This is a genomic window from Rhodobacter sp. Har01, from assembly GCF_020564565.1.
In the GTDB taxonomy this organism is placed as follows: domain Bacteria; phylum Pseudomonadota; class Alphaproteobacteria; order Rhodobacterales; family Rhodobacteraceae; genus Pseudogemmobacter.
In genome coordinates this window covers 94,019-108,567 of sequence record NZ_JAJCTD010000003.1, presented here as the reverse complement: position 1 = coordinate 108,567, position 14,549 = coordinate 94,019, and the positions used below count along the sequence as shown (strand labels likewise).

16 protein-coding genes are annotated in these 14,549 nt (G+C 70.7%); 9 read left to right on the top strand and 7 right to left on the bottom strand.

The window, feature by feature from the left end; genetic code table 11:
- The first annotated feature begins 159 nt into the window (after nt 1–159).
- Entirely contained in the window at nt 160–1,107 is a 948-nt protein-coding gene (locus tag LHP98_RS08990) for a helix-turn-helix domain-containing protein (protein WP_227252197.1), read from the top strand.
- A 31-nt stretch (nt 1,108–1,138) separates the two neighbouring features.
- On the opposite strand, the gene LHP98_RS08985 is transcribed toward LHP98_RS08990, so the two are convergent.
- From LHP98_RS08985 to LHP98_RS08965, 5 genes are read right to left on the bottom strand one after another with little or no spacing between them, the layout of a single operon-like run.
- A complete protein-coding gene (locus LHP98_RS08985; protein ID WP_227252196.1) occupies nt 1,139–2,107 on the bottom strand; it encodes a biotin-dependent carboxyltransferase family protein in 969 nt (322 codons plus the stop codon).
- On the bottom strand, nt 2,097–2,972 hold the full coding sequence (locus LHP98_RS08980) for a 5-oxoprolinase subunit B family protein (RefSeq protein ID WP_227252195.1): 876 nt from the start codon (nt 2,970–2,972) through the stop codon (nt 2,097–2,099). Before LHP98_RS08980 ends, LHP98_RS08985 begins: the two co-directional genes overlap by 11 nt.
- A gap of 10 nt (nt 2,973–2,982) precedes the next feature.
- Entirely contained in the window at nt 2,983–4,359 is a 1,377-nt protein-coding gene (locus LHP98_RS08975; RefSeq protein WP_227252194.1) for an acetyl-CoA carboxylase biotin carboxylase subunit, read from the bottom strand.
- A complete protein-coding gene (locus tag LHP98_RS08970) occupies nt 4,359–4,592 on the bottom strand; it encodes an acetyl-CoA carboxylase (RefSeq protein WP_227252193.1) in 234 nt (77 codons plus the stop codon). Before LHP98_RS08970 ends, LHP98_RS08975 begins: the two co-directional genes overlap by 1 nt.
- Before the next feature lie 12 nt (nt 4,593–4,604).
- Nucleotides 4,605–5,327: a LamB/YcsF family protein gene (locus LHP98_RS08965; RefSeq protein ID WP_227252192.1), complete on the bottom strand. Its 723-nt coding sequence runs from the start codon at nt 5,325–5,327 to the stop codon at nt 4,605–4,607.
- Between the two features lie 110 nt (nt 5,328–5,437).
- Between LHP98_RS08965 and LHP98_RS08960 the strand changes: the two genes are divergently transcribed.
- The gene (locus LHP98_RS08960) at nt 5,438–6,343 is read left to right on the top strand and encodes a LysR family transcriptional regulator (protein WP_227252191.1); all 906 of its coding nucleotides are present in this window, start codon (nt 5,438–5,440) and stop codon (nt 6,341–6,343) included.
- A 76-nt stretch (nt 6,344–6,419) separates the two neighbouring features.
- On the opposite strand, the gene LHP98_RS08955 is transcribed toward LHP98_RS08960, so the two are convergent.
- Entirely contained in the window at nt 6,420–7,610 is a 1,191-nt protein-coding gene (locus LHP98_RS08955; RefSeq protein WP_227252190.1) for an MFS transporter, read from the bottom strand.
- A 109-nt stretch (nt 7,611–7,719) separates the two neighbouring features.
- On the opposite strand from LHP98_RS08955, the gene hrpB reads away from it, so the two are divergent.
- From hrpB to LHP98_RS08920, 7 genes are all read left to right on the top strand, one after another.
- The gene (hrpB, locus tag LHP98_RS08950; protein WP_227252189.1) at nt 7,720–10,131 is read left to right on the top strand and encodes an ATP-dependent helicase HrpB; all 2,412 of its coding nucleotides are present in this window, start codon (nt 7,720–7,722) and stop codon (nt 10,129–10,131) included.
- A gap of 322 nt (nt 10,132–10,453) precedes the next feature.
- Nucleotides 10,454–11,440 carry a methylmalonyl Co-A mutase-associated GTPase MeaB gene (meaB, locus tag LHP98_RS08945; RefSeq protein ID WP_227252188.1) on the top strand — a complete coding sequence of 329 codons (987 nt, stop codon included), beginning with the start codon at nt 10,454–10,456 and terminating at the stop codon, nt 11,438–11,440.
- Nucleotides 11,441–11,628: 188 nt separating this feature from the next.
- Nucleotides 11,629–11,916: a 50S ribosomal protein L28 gene (rpmB, locus tag LHP98_RS08940; RefSeq protein WP_227252187.1), complete on the top strand. Its 288-nt coding sequence runs from the start codon at nt 11,629–11,631 to the stop codon at nt 11,914–11,916.
- A gap of 116 nt (nt 11,917–12,032) precedes the next feature.
- A complete protein-coding gene (locus LHP98_RS08935; protein WP_227252186.1) occupies nt 12,033–12,392 on the top strand; it encodes a DUF2946 family protein in 360 nt (119 codons plus the stop codon).
- 46 nt (nt 12,393–12,438) lie between these two features.
- A complete protein-coding gene (locus LHP98_RS08930; protein ID WP_227252185.1) occupies nt 12,439–12,921 on the top strand; it encodes a copper chaperone PCu(A)C in 483 nt (160 codons plus the stop codon).
- Nucleotides 12,922–13,043: 122 nt separating this feature from the next.
- Nucleotides 13,044–13,724 (top strand): pyridoxamine 5'-phosphate oxidase family protein, encoded by a 681-nt coding sequence (locus tag LHP98_RS08925; protein WP_227252184.1) that lies wholly within the window; start codon nt 13,044–13,046, stop codon nt 13,722–13,724.
- Nucleotides 13,721–14,167, top strand: coding sequence for a low molecular weight protein-tyrosine-phosphatase (locus LHP98_RS08920; protein WP_227252183.1), 447 nt, complete (start codon nt 13,721–13,723; stop codon nt 14,165–14,167). The genes LHP98_RS08925 and LHP98_RS08920 overlap by 4 nt, the downstream gene beginning before the upstream one ends.
- Here LHP98_RS08920 and LHP98_RS08915 read toward each other — a convergent pair.
- Nucleotides 14,152–14,466 carry a hypothetical protein gene (locus tag LHP98_RS08915; protein WP_227252182.1) on the bottom strand — a complete coding sequence of 105 codons (315 nt, stop codon included), beginning with the start codon at nt 14,464–14,466 and terminating at the stop codon, nt 14,152–14,154. The two genes, LHP98_RS08920 and LHP98_RS08915, sit on opposite strands and share 16 nt — an antisense overlap.
- Between the last annotated feature and the right edge of the window lie 83 nt (nt 14,467–14,549).

Here is a 14,549-nt window from a genome sequence, read left to right as displayed (position 1 = left end):
CGCCGTTGATCGGGGAAGGCTAGCGGCGATCTTTGCACAGCGTCTTTGCGCCGGGCGCATGGGTTCTTGTGTTTCCGTGCACCCTTTGCGGCGGGTCGCAGCGGGCGCTTTACAGGTGGTTCGGCGCGTGGCCTGATAGCGCCACCAGGGGGTGCCGCGATGAAGACCACGATCAGCACGCAAGGGGTGGATCAGGCGGGGCGCAGCCGGCATTGGCACGAAACCATCGCCCGCGCCTACTTCCCGCTGGACCTGACCTTCGCGCGGCCCGAGGCCTTTGACGGCGAATTGTCCAGCTGGGACCTGGGCGGCGTGTCGCTGTCGCGGCTGACCTCGGACCCGCTGCTTTACCGCCGCCTGCCCAAGCATTTCCGCGAACCGGGGCCCGAGGAATTCCTCGTCACCCTGCCGGTCAAGTCCGAGCTGCGCTTTTCCCAAGGCGGCAAGGAAATCCGCGGCAATCCGGGCTGCTTCTTCATGGAACGCAGCCATGAGCCCTATGAATTCAGCCATGCCGAGCCGGCCGACCTGTGGGTGATGAAGCTGTCCAAGGCGCTGCTCGGCGGCCGCGTCCGCGCGCCGGACCGCTTTTGCAGCCTGCAATTCGACGCCACCAACGGCGCGAATGGCCTCTTCGTCGACATGGTCCACCTGATCCCCGGTCGCTATGACGCGATGACCGAGGAAACCCGCGCCATCGTCGGCCGCCAGCTGGTGGACCTGCTCGCCCTCGCCATCCAGTCCGACGAACGGGTGCTGACCTCGGGCGCCTCCAGCGTGCGGGCGGCGCATCTGGCGCGGATCGAGGCCTTCGTGCGGCGCCACATCGACGACCCCGACCTGGGGCCGGACGAGGTGGCGGCGGGCTGCGGCATCTCGGTGCGCTACCTGCACGAGTTGTTGCGCGACACCAACACCACCTTGGGTCAGTGGATCAGGGACACCCGGTTGCAGGCGGCGCTGGAAGACCTGAAGAACCCCGCCGACCGCCGCGCCATCGGCGAGATCGCCTATGCCCGCGGCTTCACCGACCAGGCGCAGTTCTCGCGCGCCTTCCGGGCGCGCTTCGGGGTGACGCCGAAAGAGGCGCGGGGCGGCAGGGCCTGATCTGATCACGGCCATCCGCCCCGCGCCCCCTTCAGCGGCCAAGATGCGCGCGGACGCGGGCCAGCGCGGCCTGGCGGTCGTGGCGGGCCTGCAGGGCCTGGTCCATGCTGACCTCGACGAACCGCGCCGGGCTGTGCGGCTGCAACTGCCCGATCAGGTCCATGTCGGCGCTGATCACGCAGCCCAGCATCATGTAGCCGCCGCCCGACACCGCGTCGCGGTGCAGCACGATGGGTTCGGTGCCGCCGGGAACCTGAATGCTGCCATAGGGATAGCAGGCGTCGACGATGTTGCTGGGGTTGCTGCCGGCGCCGAACGGCGGCTCGCGCGGCACGAAATCCAGCGCCTTGCCGCCGCGGAAGCGGTAGCCGATGCGGTCGGCCTCAGGGGCGACCTTCCACGTATCGGCGAAGAACTGCTTCCCGGCCTCGGCGGTGATCCGGTGCCAGTAAAGCCCCGGCAGCATGCGCAGTTCCGCCGGGCTGCCGGGCATGCGGCGAAGGTTGGCCGGGACGCTGCCCTTGCCGCCCGCGCCCTGGCCCACCGGCAACTCGTCCCCCGCCTTCAGCGCGCGCCCTTCGTGCCCGCCGAGGGCGCCGAGGGTGTAGGTCGAGCGCGAGCCGAGTTTCACCGGCACATCGATGCCGCCCGAGACCGCGATATAGGCCCGCGCGCCCGCCTTAAGGAAGCCGAAGGAGAGGCGGTCGCCGGCCTTGACCGGAAACGCCTCCCATCCGGCACGTTCCTCGCCGTTCAGTCTGGGCGGCAGATCGCCGCCGGTGACGGCGACGGTGGCGGCGGCGGTGAACTCGATCTCGGGGCCCAGGAACACCGCTTCCAGCACGGCCGCGCCTTCGTCGTTGCCGACCAGCATGTTCGCCGCGCGCAGGGCAAAGCGGTCCATCCCGCCGGAAATCGGGATGCCGAGGTGATAATATCCCGGGCGGCCAAGGTCCTGCACGGTGGTCGACAGGCCGGGGGTGATGATCTTAACGGCCATGAAGGGCCTCCATCAGACGCGCATTGGTGCCGGCCATGTCGCGGTTGAACTCCGACAGGCTGAAGGTCGCCGGCCGGATCACCGGCTCATAGCGGTTGGCCTCGACCGCCTGCAGGTCGGCGTCATACTCGTCACGGCTGATCGGCTTCCATTTGACGATGTCGCCGGGGCGGAACAGGCACATCTCATCATGCAGATAGGAAACCTGCTGGTTCGGGTCGTAGATCGGCATCGGCGTGATGCCGAACATCTGGTAGCCGCCGGCGCCACGCACCGAGTAGATGCAGGAAAAACAGCCGCCGTGGCCGATGGTCAGCTTGGGCGTGTCGGTGCGGGGCCGCAGGTACTTCGGCACCTGCAGCTGCCGCTTGCGTTCGACCATCTGGTAGAGGAACGGCAGGCCGGCGACGAAACCCACCATCGAGACGAACCAGGGCTGGCTGGAATGCGCCTGGACGAAGTTTTCCACCGTGCCGAGGCCGTTGACGTCGGCGGCGTATTCGAGGTCGGTCTTGGACGGGTCCTGGTGCCGCTCGCGGAACCGCATCAGGGTCTCATGCGTCCAGGGGTCCTGGTAGAACACCGGGATTTCCATGATCCGGGTCTGCAGGCTGGCGTCGGACTTCGACGCCGCGCTTTCCATCGACTGCAGTTCCTTGAGCAGGTCGGCCGGCTTGATCGCATCGGGGTCGAACTTGACCTGAAAGCTGGCGTTGGCCGGGCAGATCTCGGTCACGCCCTTGATGCCGGCCTGCCGGACGGCGTTGGTCATGGAAAGCGAGGTGAAGAAGGCCTCAAGCGACATTTCCTCGGAGACTTCGCCGAAGATGTGCTCGTCCCCCCCAAAGCTGAAACGGATCGTCATGGTCCCTCCCTCATGGCTCCAGCTCCGGCACCAGCCGGGCGGCGTGTGTTTCAAGCCAGCCTTCCAGCCAGCGGGTATGCACCGCGCCCGCCTGCACGGCCGGATCGGCCGCCAGGGCAAGGAACAGCGGTTTGGTGGTTTTCAGCCCGTCGATCCGCAGCTCGCTCAGCGCGCGGGTGAGGCGGGCAATCGCAGCCTCGCGGGTCTCGGCGTGGACGATCAGCTTCGCCAGGAGCGAGTCGTAGAACGGCGGCACGGTGTAGCCGGCGTAGAGCATCGAATCGAAGCGCACGCCGGGGCCGCCGGGAATGCGCAGGTCGGTGACGGTGCCGGGGAAGGGGGCGAAGTCGCGGGCCGGGTCTTCGGCGTTGAGGCGCACCTCGATGGCGTGGCCGCGCGGGGTGATCTCGGATTGCCGCAGCCGCAGCGGTTCGCCCCCGGCGATGCGGAGCATCTCGGCCACCAGGTCGATGCCGGTGATCATCTCGGTCACCGGATGTTCCACCTGGATGCGGGTATTCATCTCGATGAAGTAGAAGCGGTCGGCCGCGTCGTCGTAGAGGTATTCGATGGTTCCGGCGCCGGAATAGCCCACCGCGCGGGCCAGCCGCACGGCGGAGGCGCAAAGCTCGTCGCGCAGACGGGGCGAAAGGGCGCGCGAGGGGGCTTCTTCCCAGACCTTCTGGCGGCGGCGCTGGAGTGAGCATTCGCGTTCGAAGCAGTGGATGGCGTCGGTGCCGTCGCCCAGCACCTGCACCTCGATGTGGCGGGCCTGGGTGATGACCTTTTCCATGTACAACCCGCCGTCGCCGAAGGCCGCAAGGGCCTCGGTCGCGGCCTGGGGGAAGGCGGTCTCGAATTCGGCCAGCGAGTTGGCGATGCGGATGCCGCGCCCGCCGCCGCCCGCCGCGGCCTTGATCATCACCGGGAACCCGGTGTCGATCAGGATGTGGCGGGCCTCGTCGATGTCATGGATGCGCCCCGCCGATCCGGGCACCACCGGCACCCCCGCCGCATGGGCGGCCGAGCGGGCGGCGACCTTGTCGCCCATCAGGCGGATGGCGTCTCCGCTGGGGCCGACGAAGGTCAGGCCGGCGGCGGTGACGGCGTCCGAGAAGCCGGCGTTCTCGGCCAGGAAGCCGTAGCCGGGGTGGACGCTGTCGCAGCCAGTGTCTTCTGCAGCCTTCAGGAGGACCGGAATGTTCAGATAGCTTTTCTTCGCCGCTGGCGGGCCGATGTTCACCGCCTCATCGGCAATCTGGACATGCAGACTTTCGGTGTCGGCGTCGGAATGCACCGCGACGGTGGCGATCCCAAGGTCGCGGGCGGCGCGGATGATCCGCACCGCGATCTCGCCCCGGTTCGCGACCAGGAGTTTCTTCAGCATCAGTCGAGGTCCGCCAGCACGGCGCCGGCCATCACCGGCTCCTCGTTGTCGCAGGCGAAGCGGATATTGGCTCCGGCCACTTCGGACTTCACCTCGTGGAACGACTTCATCACCTCGATCAACCCGATCACGTCGCCCACGGCGACGGCGTCGCCGTCGGCCTTGAAGGGCGGCTTGTCGGGCGAGGGGCTGCGGTAGAACGTGCCGGGCAGGGGGGATTGGATCTGGGGCATCGGAGGGGCCTTTCAGGTGTAGGGCTGGATGGCGGCGCGGACGGCGCGGGCGATGTCGATGGCGTTGGGCGTGTCGGAGTGGATGCAGATGCTGTCGCAGCGCACCGGGATGTCGCTGCCGTCGATGGCGGTGCCGCGGCCTTCCGTGATGGCGCGCACGCAGCGGGCGGCCATGAGCGCCGGGTCCTTCGCCTCATGCTCGCGCGTCACGATCAGGCTGCCGTCGGGGCGGTAATCCAGATCGGCATAGAACTCGGCGACAAAGCCGTGGCCGCGGGCCGGGTAGACGGTTTCGTGCAGCGTGCCGGTCATGCCTAGAAGCGGCACGCCGAAAATATCGGCGGCGTCGCAGACGGCCTGGGCGATGTCGTCCTGACGGGCGGCCATGCCATAGAGGCTGCCGTGCGGCTTGATGTGGTTGAGCGGCAGCCCCTCGGCCTTGAGGAACCCGCACAAAGCGCCGATCTGGTAGATCAGCGCGTTGGTCATTTCCTCGCGGCCGATCTTCATCTCGCGCCGGCCGAAGCCCTGCAGATCGGGCAGCGAGGGGTGTGCGCCGACCTTGACCCCATGCTGTTTGGCAAGCCGGACCGTGGCCCGCATGTGGTTGAAATCGCTGGCGTGAAAGCCGCAGGCGACGTTGGCGATGTCGATCAGCGGCATCAGGCCCGCGTCGTCGCCCATGCGGTACAGGCCAAAGCCTTCCCCCATGTCACAATTCACCGTGACCGGCATCGCACCCCCCTTTTTTCTTCTGGATTGCCCCGATGCTGGACCGACTCGGTTCGCATAGGCAAATACGAAAATCTGCATTACAGTATCGAAAAATCCGATGAGACGCCGCCATGGCCCTGACGCTGAGACAGTTGCGCTACTTCATCGCTGCCGCCGAGGCCGGGCAGATCAGCCAGGCGGCGGTCGAGATGAACATCTCGCAATCGGCGGTCACGGCGGGCATCCAGGGGCTTGAGGCGCGGCTGGGGGTGCAGCTTTTGCAGCGCGGCGCGCAGGGCGTGTCGGTCACCCCCGAGGGCGCGCGCTTCCTGGGCCGGGCACGGGCGATCATGGCCGCGGTGGACGATGCCGAACGCAGCCCGCTGGGCGAGGAACGCAGCGTCACCGGGCGGTTGCGGCTGGGCGTCACCTATACGGTCGCCGGCTATTTCATGGCCCGCCACACCGCTGCCTTCCGGCGCAGCTATCCGGGCGTCACGCTGGAACTGTCCGAGCTTTCGCGCTCGGCGATCGAGAACGCGCTGGTCACCGGCGGGCTGGACCTGGCGGTGATGCTGACCTCGAACCTGGGCAATGCCGAAGAGCTTGAGGCCGAAACCCTGTTCCGGTCGCGCCGTCGGGTCTGGCTGCCGTCGGAACACCCGCTGCTTTCGGCCCCCGAGGTGTCGCTGCGCGACGTTGCCCGCGAACCATACATCATGCTGACGGTGGATGAGGCCAGCCGCACCGCCGGCCGCTACTGGGACCAGCACGGCCTGGTTCCGCAGGTGGTGTTCTCGACCTCGTCGGTCGAGGCAGTGCGCTCGATGGTCGCTGCCGGAATGGGCGTGACGATCCTGTCGGACATGGTCTATCGGCCCTGGTCGCTGGAAGGCCAGCGCATCGAGCAGCGCACGACGCAAGAGCCGGTGCCCTCGATGGACGTCGGGCTGAGCTGGGCGCGCAACCGCCCGCTGACCGCCCCGGCGCAGGTGTTCCGCGCCTTCCTGTCGCTGACGCTGGGGCGCGGCGGCTGACCTCGCCGGTCATGCCGCTGCGGCAGGCCTGCGACCTTGTCCGGCTGTTGGCCGCCGATCCGGCGGCGGGCCTGCTTCAGCGGGCGGTCGGAGCCGCCGGGGGCGCATGACGGGCGTCGGCCATGGCGGTGCGCGGGGCCAGCGTCGCCACCACCACCAGAAGCCCCGCCAGCACGGCATAGGTCGGCCGGTAGCCGATATGCTCGGCCACGAAGCCGATCGAGGCGGGGGCGACCAGGATGCCGGTATAGCCGACCATGGTGACGGCCGAAATCGCCGCGCCCGCCGCCTGGCCAGGATAGTTCCCGGCCGCCGAGAACAGGATCGGCACCATGTTCGCCACCCCCAGACCGGCCAGCGCAAAGCCGGCGATGGCCAGGGGGGCCGCCGGGGCGACCGCGCCGATCAGCAGCCCCGCCGCGCCGATCAGCCCGGACAGCCGCAGCGTCTGCACCGCGCCAAAGCGGTTGCGCAGGCCGTCGCCGGCAAAGCGCATCACCGCCATCGCCCCGGCGAAGAACGCAAAGCCCAGGCCCGAAGCGAAGGTCGAGGCGGCAAGCTCGTCCTGCAGATAGAGCGCGGCCCAGTCCAGCACCGCGCCTTCCGGCACCATGGAGAACAGCGCCATCGCGCCCAGAACCCAGATCCCCGCCGCGCGGGGCAACAGCCCGCGCCGACGGCCGCCGGCGGGGGCAGGCACCGGGTGCGGCGGCTCTCCCTTCAGGGCGGCCTGGGCAAGCAGGACCACCCCGGCCACCAGCGCGGCGGTCGCCAGCGCCTGCGCCTCGGCCGAGGCGCGGGCGATCAGCGCCGCCCCGAAGGTGCCGCCCAGAAAGCCGCCCAGCGACCAGAAGCCATGCGACGACGACATGATCGCCCGGCCCAGCCGGCGTTCGACCTCGACCGCGTTGGCGTTCATCGCCACGTCCATGCAGCCGATCAGTGCCCCCAGGGCGGCCATGGCCGGGGCCAGCAGCCAAAGCGACGGGGCCAGCACCACGGCGGGCAGGCTGGGCACGATGCCAAGCGCAAAGACGCGCAGCACCGGCACGGTGCCGAAGCGGGCGATCAGCCGGCCGGCAAACAGCATGGCGGAAACCGCGCCCAGGCCCAGCACCAGGATCAGCAGGCCCAGGGTGAATTCGCTGATCTGATGGCGCGGCAGCAGCAGCGGAATCTGCGGTGCCCAGGCGCCCATGGTGAACCCGTTGGCGGCAAACATCGCCGCCACCGCCGCGCGGGCGCGCTTGGCTTCGTCCAGGGTCATGCCGGTCTCCTGCTTGCGCAAACACTCCCCTAGCGCCCGGGACGGCAACCCGGAAGCCCCCGGCCTTCACGGCTTGTTACAGGCCGGCCCGGCGTGGCAAGAGGCGGGGATGACCGCATTGCCCGTCACCGCCATCCTGCCCGAATTGCGCGCCGCGCTGGCGACCGCCGGCCGCGCCGTGCTGCAGGCCCCGCCGGGCGCGGGCAAGACCACCGTGGTGCCGCTGGACCTGCTGGCGGCGGACCTGTTTCCCGGCCGCATCCTGATGCTCGAGCCGCGCCGCCTGGCCGCCCGTGCCGCCGCCGAACGGATGGCCGAGACGCTGGGCGAGACCGTCGGCGGGCGCGTCGGCTATCGCATCCGGGGCGAGGCGAAGGTCTCGGCGGCCACCCGCATCGAGGTGGTGACCGAGGGCATCCTGACCCGGATGATCCAGTCCGAGGCAGAACTGCCCGGCGTGTCCTGTCTGATCTTCGACGAATTCCACGAACGCAGCCTGCATGCCGACCTTGGGCTCGCGCTGGCGCTGGAGGTGCGGGCGGCGCTGCGCCCCGACCTGGCGGTGCTGGTGATGTCGGCGACGCTGGACGCCGCGCCGGTGGCCGCGCTGATGGGCGATGCGCCGGTGATCACCGCCGAGGGCCGCGCCTTTGCGGTGGAAACCCGCTGGCTGCCGCGACCGCTGGACGCCAGCCTGCGGTTCGAGGCGGCGGCGGCAGCGCTGGTGCGGCAGGCGGTCGAGGAAACCGACGGCGGGGTGCTGGTCTTCCTGCCGGGCGAGGGCGAGATCCGCCGCGTCGAGGGCCTGCTGCAAGGCCTGCCGGGCTGCAGCCTGCGGCCGCTGTTCGGCGCAATGGACTTTGCCGCGCAGCGCGCCGCGCTGGCGCCGGCGCCGGGGCGCAAGGTGGTGCTGGCGACCGCCATCGCGGAGACCTCGCTGACGCTGCCCGACATCCGGGTGGTGGTCGATTGCGGCCGGGCGCGGCGGGCGCGGTTCGATCCGGCCTCGGGGATGTCGCGGCTGGTGACCGAACGGGTGACCCGGGCCGAGGCCGAGCAGCGCCGCGGCCGGGCGGGCCGGGTGGCGCAAGGCACCTGCTACCGGATGTGGACCCGCGGCGAGGAAGGCGCGTTGCGCGCCTATCCCCCGGCCGAGATCGAGGCCGCGGACCTGACCCCGCTGGCGCTGGAACTGGCGCTCTGGGGGTCCGGGGCGCTGCCCTTCCTGACCCCGCCGCACCCGGGCACGCTGGCCGAGGCGCGGGCGCTGCTGGCGGGCCTGGGCGCGCTGGACGACACCGGCCGCATCACCGCGCATGGCCGGCTGCTGGCCGGCCTGCCGCTGCACCCGCGGCTGGCGCATATGCTGGCGGTGGCCGGGCCGGGGGCCGCGCCGCTGGCCGCGCTGCTGGAGGACCGCGATCCGCTGCGCGGGGCGGGGCCGGACCTGATGCTGCGGCTGAAGGCGCTGGACCGGCCGCCGGCGGACGCGCATCGCCCGACGCTGGACCGCATCCGGCTCGAGGCCGCGCGGCTGGCCCGCGCCGTGCCGCTGGGCACCGTGCCAGGCCTGTCGGTGGCGCAGGCGGCGGCACTGGCCTACCCCGACCGCATCGGCCTGCGCCGCCCGGGTGAGGCGCCGCGCTATCTTCTGTCGGGCGGCAAGGGCGCGTTGCTGCCCGCAGGCTCGGGCTTGGCCAGGGCGCGGATGATCGTGGCCACCGACCTGGACGGCGACCCGCGCGAAGCCATGGTGCGGCAGGCGGTCGAACTGCCCGAGACCGAGTTCCGCGCCCTGCACGCGGGCCAGATCGGCTGGCGCGAGACGGTGGAATGGAACCGCCGCGACGGCCGGGTGCAGGCGCGGCGGCAAGAGGTGTTCGGTGCGCTGGTGCTGGACGAGCGGCCCTGGCCCGAGGCCCCGCCCGAGGCGCTGGCCCGGGCGGCGCTGGACGGGCTGCGCCAGATCGGCCTGCCCTGGACGCCGGCCGCCCGCCGGCTGCGGGCGCGGATGCGGCTGGCGCGCGGCACGGACTGGCCCGAGGTCGAGGACGAGGCGCTGCTGGCCGGCCCGGCGGACTGGCTGCTGGCGCATCTCAAGGGTCGCCGCAGCGAGGCCGACCTGCGGGCGCTGGACCTGACAAAGCCGCTGCTGGAGCTGCTCTCGCACGAGCAGAAATCCGCGCTGGACCGGCTGACGCCGTCGCAGTTCACCACCCCGCTGGGCCGGTCGGTGCCGATCGACTATGACGGCGACCACCCCGCCATCGAGGTGCGTCTGCAAGAGATGTTCGGCGTCACCCGTCACCCGACCGTGGGCCAGCACCGGCTGCCCCTGCGCGTCACCCTGCTGTCGCCGGCGCAACGGCCGGTGCAGGTCACGCTGGACCTGCCGCGGTTCTGGGCCACCACCTACGCCGAGGTGCGCAAGGACATGCGCGGGCAATACCCAAGGCATCCCTGGCCGGAAGACCCGACCCAGGCCGAACCCACCCTGCGTGCCAAGCCGCGCGGCACCTGACCGGGGCCGGTCAGGCGGAGAGGCCACAACCGCGGCCGCACGTCCCTTGTCTTGCCTTGTCTTGCCTTGTCTTGCCTTGTCTTGCCGGATTTGCCTCCGGCGGGGGTATTTGGACCAAGATGAAGCGGCAAGGATCTTCATCTTGGCGAAAATACCCCGGGGGTCAGGGGGCAGCGCCCCCTGACCGAGGCGGCGCGCGCCCCTGGCGCGCGATGACGAGGCAAGAGGCTTGCGGCGCCCTTGCGCCGCGCCGCTGCTTCAGCCTTTCTCTGGCGCAATCCCGCGGCGTCGGGCAGAAGGCGGAAAACGGCGGAGGCGCAGGATGGACATCGGCGGAACGGCGGCGGCGATCCGGAACGGCGACCGGCGGGCGCTGGCGCGGGCGATCACCCTGGTCGAAAGCGCGCGCGCCGATCACCGGGCACTGGCGGTGGCGCTGCTGGCGGCGCTGGGCCGGGCGCCGTTCGGCGACCGGCAGGCCTTGCGGCTGGGGCTGTCCGGCACGCCCGGCGTCGGCAAGTCCACCTTCATCGAAGCCTTCGGGATGATGCTGGTCGACGCCGGCCTGCGCGTCGCCGTGCTGGCAGTCGATCCCTCCTCGGCGCGCTCGGGCGGCTCGATCCTTGGCGACAAGACCCGGATGGAACGGCTTTCCCGCCAGCCGCAGGCCTTCATCCGGCCCTCGCCCAGCCAGGCCCAGATGGGCGGTGTCGCCCGCCGCACCCGCGAGGCGGTGGCGCTGTGCGAGGCGGCGGGGTTCGACGTCATCCTGATCGAGACGGTGGGCGTCGGCCAGTCCGAGACCATGGTGGCCGAGACCTGCGACCTGTTCGTGCTGCTGATGGCCCCGGCGGGCGGCGACGAGTTGCAGGGGGTCAAGCGCGGCATCATGGAGATGGCCGACCTGATCCTGGTCAACAAGTCCGATGGCGACCTGCTGGCCGCCGCCACCCGCACCTGCGCCGACTATGCCGGGGCGCTGAACCTGTTGCGGCACCGGCCGCAAGACCCGCCGGGCTTTCCCAAGGCGATGCCGGTCAGCGCGGTCACCGGTGCGGGCCTCGCGCAGGCCTGGGCCGAGATGCAGGCCCTGGCCGACTGGCGCCGCGCCCAGGGCCACTGGGCGGCGCGGCGGGCCGAACAGGCGGCGCACTGGTTCGGGCAAGAGGTGCGCCAGGGCCTTCTGGCAGCGCTGGACCGCGAACCGGCGCGAGGCTTGATGGGGCGGCTGGCGGCCGAGGTGGGGCAGGGGGCAAAGACGCCCGAGGCGGCGGCGGCCGAGATGCTTGCCGCCCTGGGGCGCGGCTGACGCCAGAGCGCGCAGGCCCGCGCGCGAACCCAGACTTTGCCGCGCTCTGCCCATGCTTTGGCCCGCACTTTGCCCCGCGGTGAATCGCTTGACGCCCGCCGGCCATGCGCCTATACGCCCGCAATCGAATTCGGACGGCGGGGATTCCCTGCACCACGTCCCTTTGCCAGAACTGAAGGATCACCGCGATGTCGCGCGTCTGCGAACTGACGGGCAAGGGCCCGATGACCGGCAACATGGTCAGCCACGCCAACAACAAGTCCCGGCGCCGCTTCCTGCCGAACCTGAACGAAGTGACGCTGTTGTCCGACGTTCTGGGCCGCTCGTTCAACCTGCGCATCTCGGCGGCGGCGCTGCGCACGGTCGATCACCGCGGCGGGCTTGATGCCTTCCTGGCCAAGTCCAAGGATGACGAGCTGTCGTCGAGCGCCCTCAAGATCAAGCGCGAGATCGAAAAGGCCCAGGCCGCGGTCTGACGCTGCGCCGCAAGGCACCCATGCAAGGCCCCGCGCGTCACCCGCGCGGGGCCTTTGCCGTTGTGCCGCCGGCCGATGGGCTGGAAATGCCGGATCGAAGCCGCTAGAAACGGGGCATGCGGCTGATCCATGCCCTTCGCCTGTTGCTTGTGCTGGCCGTTGCGCTGGCCGTTGCGCTGGTCTCGGGGCAGACCGCCATCGGCCGGGCCGAGGCGCGCGGCGCGGTCCTGGTGGAGATTTGCGCCGACGGCGGCACCGCCGTTGTCAGCCTGGATGCCGAGGGCAAGCCGGCGGTGCATCGCCATGCCTGCCCCGACTGCGTGCTGGGCGGGCTGGCGCTGGCATCCGCGCTGCCGATGCCCCTGCTGCTGCCGCGGCAACTGCGGGCGCGACTGGGCCGGCCGGTCTCGGCCCCCGCCCCGCGCCTGCGCCGGCGGTTGCGGGTGCGGTCCCGGGGCCCCCCGGCGGCGGCCTGAGCCGTCTTCGCAACCGATCCAGACTGTACCAGCAAGGAGCATCAAGATGCTGTCCCGTCGCACGTTCCTGGCCGCCGCCGCGGCCATCCTGTCCCTGTCCCCCGGCTTTGCCGAGGACGCCTCGATCCACGTCATGGACGCCTATGGCCGCACCATGGGCGGCATCGGCGCCTCTGGCGCGGCCTTCTTCACCCTGCACAACATGGGGGCCACCGATGACCGCCTTGTCGCCGCAAAGGCCGACGTGGCGCAGAAGGTGGAACTGCACACCCATATCATGGACGACCAGGGCGTGATGAAGATGGTCGAGGTGAAAGAGGGCTTTCCCGTCGCCGCCGGCGGCATGCATGAGCTGAAGCGTGGGGCCGACCACGTCATGCTGATGGGCCTGACCACGGAACTGAAGGACGGCGACAGCTTCCCGCTGACGCTGGTCTTCGAATCCGGCACCGAAGTCACCGTCGAAGTGCCGATCGACAATGCCCGCATGCCCGCCAAGGGCGAGATGGACCACGGCACCGGCGGCTGATCGGCGCGTGCGGCGGCCGGAGGGGAGACATCCTCTCCGGCCCGTTGGCCCCCGGCCTGCCTTGACCCTTGCGCCGGGTTGCGGAAGTGTCTCGCGACCCCGTCGAAAAGGCGCCGCCTGCCATGACCCACCCCCGCCCTGCCGCAGCCCCTTCGGCCCGCACCCGGCTGCGCCGGATGCCGGAAAAGGCGGGTTATGACCGCGCCCTGATCGAGGCCATCCTCGACGCCATGCCGGTGGCCCATGTCGGCACCGTCATCGACGGCGCGCCGGTGGTCATTCCCACCCTGCAATGGCGCGAGGGTGACCGGATCTACTGGCACGGCTCGGCCGCCTCGCGCAGCCTGAAGGCGGGGCGGGGCGCACAGGTCTGCGTGACCGTCACCTTTACCGACGCCATGGTGCTGGCGCGCTCGGCCTTCGAGCATTCGGTCAACCACCGCTCGGTCATGGTCTTCGGCACGGCGCAGCCGGTCACCGACCCGGCCGCCAAGCGGGCGCATCTGCGCGCCATGGTCGAGACCCTGTGGCCCGGCCGCTGGGACACCCTGCGCCCGATGACCGAACAGGAACTCAAGGCCACCGCCATCCTGTCGCTGCCCCTGACCGAGGCCTCGGCCAAGATCGCCGCCGCACCCCCCGGCGGCACCGACCCGGGCGAAGATCGCGCCTGGCCGGTCTGGGCCGGGCTGATCCCGCTGGCGCTGGCCACCGCCGCGCCCGTCGCCGCCCCCGACCTGCCGCCCGGGCTGGCGCTGCCCGAAAGCGTCGCCCGCTGGCGGTTCGGAGACCGTGCCCGATGACCGCCGTGCTGTTCGTCTGCCTGGGCAACATCTGCCGCTCGCCCACCGCCGAGGGCGTGTTCCGCCGCCTGGCCCTCGACGCCGGCCTGAACGTCACCGCCGACAGCGCCGGCACCGGCGGCTGGCACGCGGGCGACCCGCCGCACCCCCCCGCCGTGGCCGCCGCCGCGCGGCGCGGCTATGACCTGTCAGACTTGCGCGCCCGGCAGGTGACCCGCGCGGATTTCACCCGGTTCGACCTGATCCTGGCGATGGACCGCAGCAACCTGTCAGACCTGCGCGCGCTGCACCCCGGGCCGGGGGCGGAGCTGCGGCTGTTCCTGGCCGATGCCGATGTGCCCGACCCCTGGTACACCGGCGAATTCGACCGCACCCTTGACCTGATCGAGACCGGCTGCCGGGGGCTGATTTCCGCGCTGCGCAGGCCTCAGAAGGCGCAGTAGGCCTCGGCCATCTCGCCGAACTGCTTGTAGCGGTTCCAGAAGGCATCGTCGTCGGGCCGCTGCGAGATCCAGACTTCATGCGCCAGTTCGGGGTCGCGGAAGAACTTGGCGGCCCGGCGCTGGTCATTGCCCTTCAGCGTCATGTCCGCGACTTCCTGGATGCAGCCGCACAGCGCCCGGCTGGCGGCATCGCGGCCCGACCGCAGGCAGGCGCTTTCGATCGGCCCGGCGGCTGCAACAGTGCCTGTGACGGGAAGCACGCAAACGGCAAAGGCCGCCACAACGAGAGATTTCTTCATCTTCTGCCTCATCGCCGCCGACAGGGTCACCCTCTGACTGCGGTCATTGTTTGAGCGGAATTATGCCGATTTCCACCGAATCT

What these genes read in the sequence shown, in the direction of transcription:
- LHP98_RS08990 (WP_227252197.1), top strand. Translation starts at nt 160, where the DNA reads ATGAAGACCACGATCAGCACGCAAGGGGTGGATCAGGCGGGGCGCAGC.
- LHP98_RS08985 (WP_227252196.1), bottom strand. Translation starts at nt 2,107, where the DNA reads ATGGCCGTTAAGATCATCACCCCCGGCCTGTCGACCACCGTGCAGGAC.
- LHP98_RS08980 (WP_227252195.1), bottom strand. Translation starts at nt 2,972, where the DNA reads ATGACGATCCGTTTCAGCTTTGGGGGGGACGAGCACATCTTCGGCGAA.
- LHP98_RS08975 (WP_227252194.1), bottom strand. Translation starts at nt 4,359, where the DNA reads ATGCTGAAGAAACTCCTGGTCGCGAACCGGGGCGAGATCGCGGTGCGG.
- LHP98_RS08970 (WP_227252193.1), bottom strand. Translation starts at nt 4,592, where the DNA reads ATGCCCCAGATCCAATCCCCCCTGCCCGGCACGTTCTACCGCAGCCCC.
- LHP98_RS08965 (WP_227252192.1), bottom strand. Translation starts at nt 5,327, where the DNA reads ATGCCGGTCACGGTGAATTGTGACATGGGGGAAGGCTTTGGCCTGTAC.
- LHP98_RS08960 (WP_227252191.1), top strand. Translation starts at nt 5,438, where the DNA reads ATGGCCCTGACGCTGAGACAGTTGCGCTACTTCATCGCTGCCGCCGAG.
- LHP98_RS08955 (WP_227252190.1), bottom strand. Translation starts at nt 7,610, where the DNA reads ATGACCCTGGACGAAGCCAAGCGCGCCCGCGCGGCGGTGGCGGCGATG.
- hrpB (WP_227252189.1), top strand. Translation starts at nt 7,720, where the DNA reads ATGACCGCATTGCCCGTCACCGCCATCCTGCCCGAATTGCGCGCCGCG.
- meaB (WP_227252188.1), top strand. Translation starts at nt 10,454, where the DNA reads ATGGACATCGGCGGAACGGCGGCGGCGATCCGGAACGGCGACCGGCGG.
- rpmB (WP_227252187.1), top strand. Translation starts at nt 11,629, where the DNA reads ATGTCGCGCGTCTGCGAACTGACGGGCAAGGGCCCGATGACCGGCAAC.
- LHP98_RS08935 (WP_227252186.1), top strand. Translation starts at nt 12,033, where the DNA reads ATGCGGCTGATCCATGCCCTTCGCCTGTTGCTTGTGCTGGCCGTTGCG.
- LHP98_RS08930 (WP_227252185.1), top strand. Translation starts at nt 12,439, where the DNA reads ATGCTGTCCCGTCGCACGTTCCTGGCCGCCGCCGCGGCCATCCTGTCC.
- LHP98_RS08925 (WP_227252184.1), top strand. Translation starts at nt 13,044, where the DNA reads ATGACCCACCCCCGCCCTGCCGCAGCCCCTTCGGCCCGCACCCGGCTG.
- LHP98_RS08920 (WP_227252183.1), top strand. Translation starts at nt 13,721, where the DNA reads ATGACCGCCGTGCTGTTCGTCTGCCTGGGCAACATCTGCCGCTCGCCC.
- LHP98_RS08915 (WP_227252182.1), bottom strand. Translation starts at nt 14,466, where the DNA reads ATGAAGAAATCTCTCGTTGTGGCGGCCTTTGCCGTTTGCGTGCTTCCC.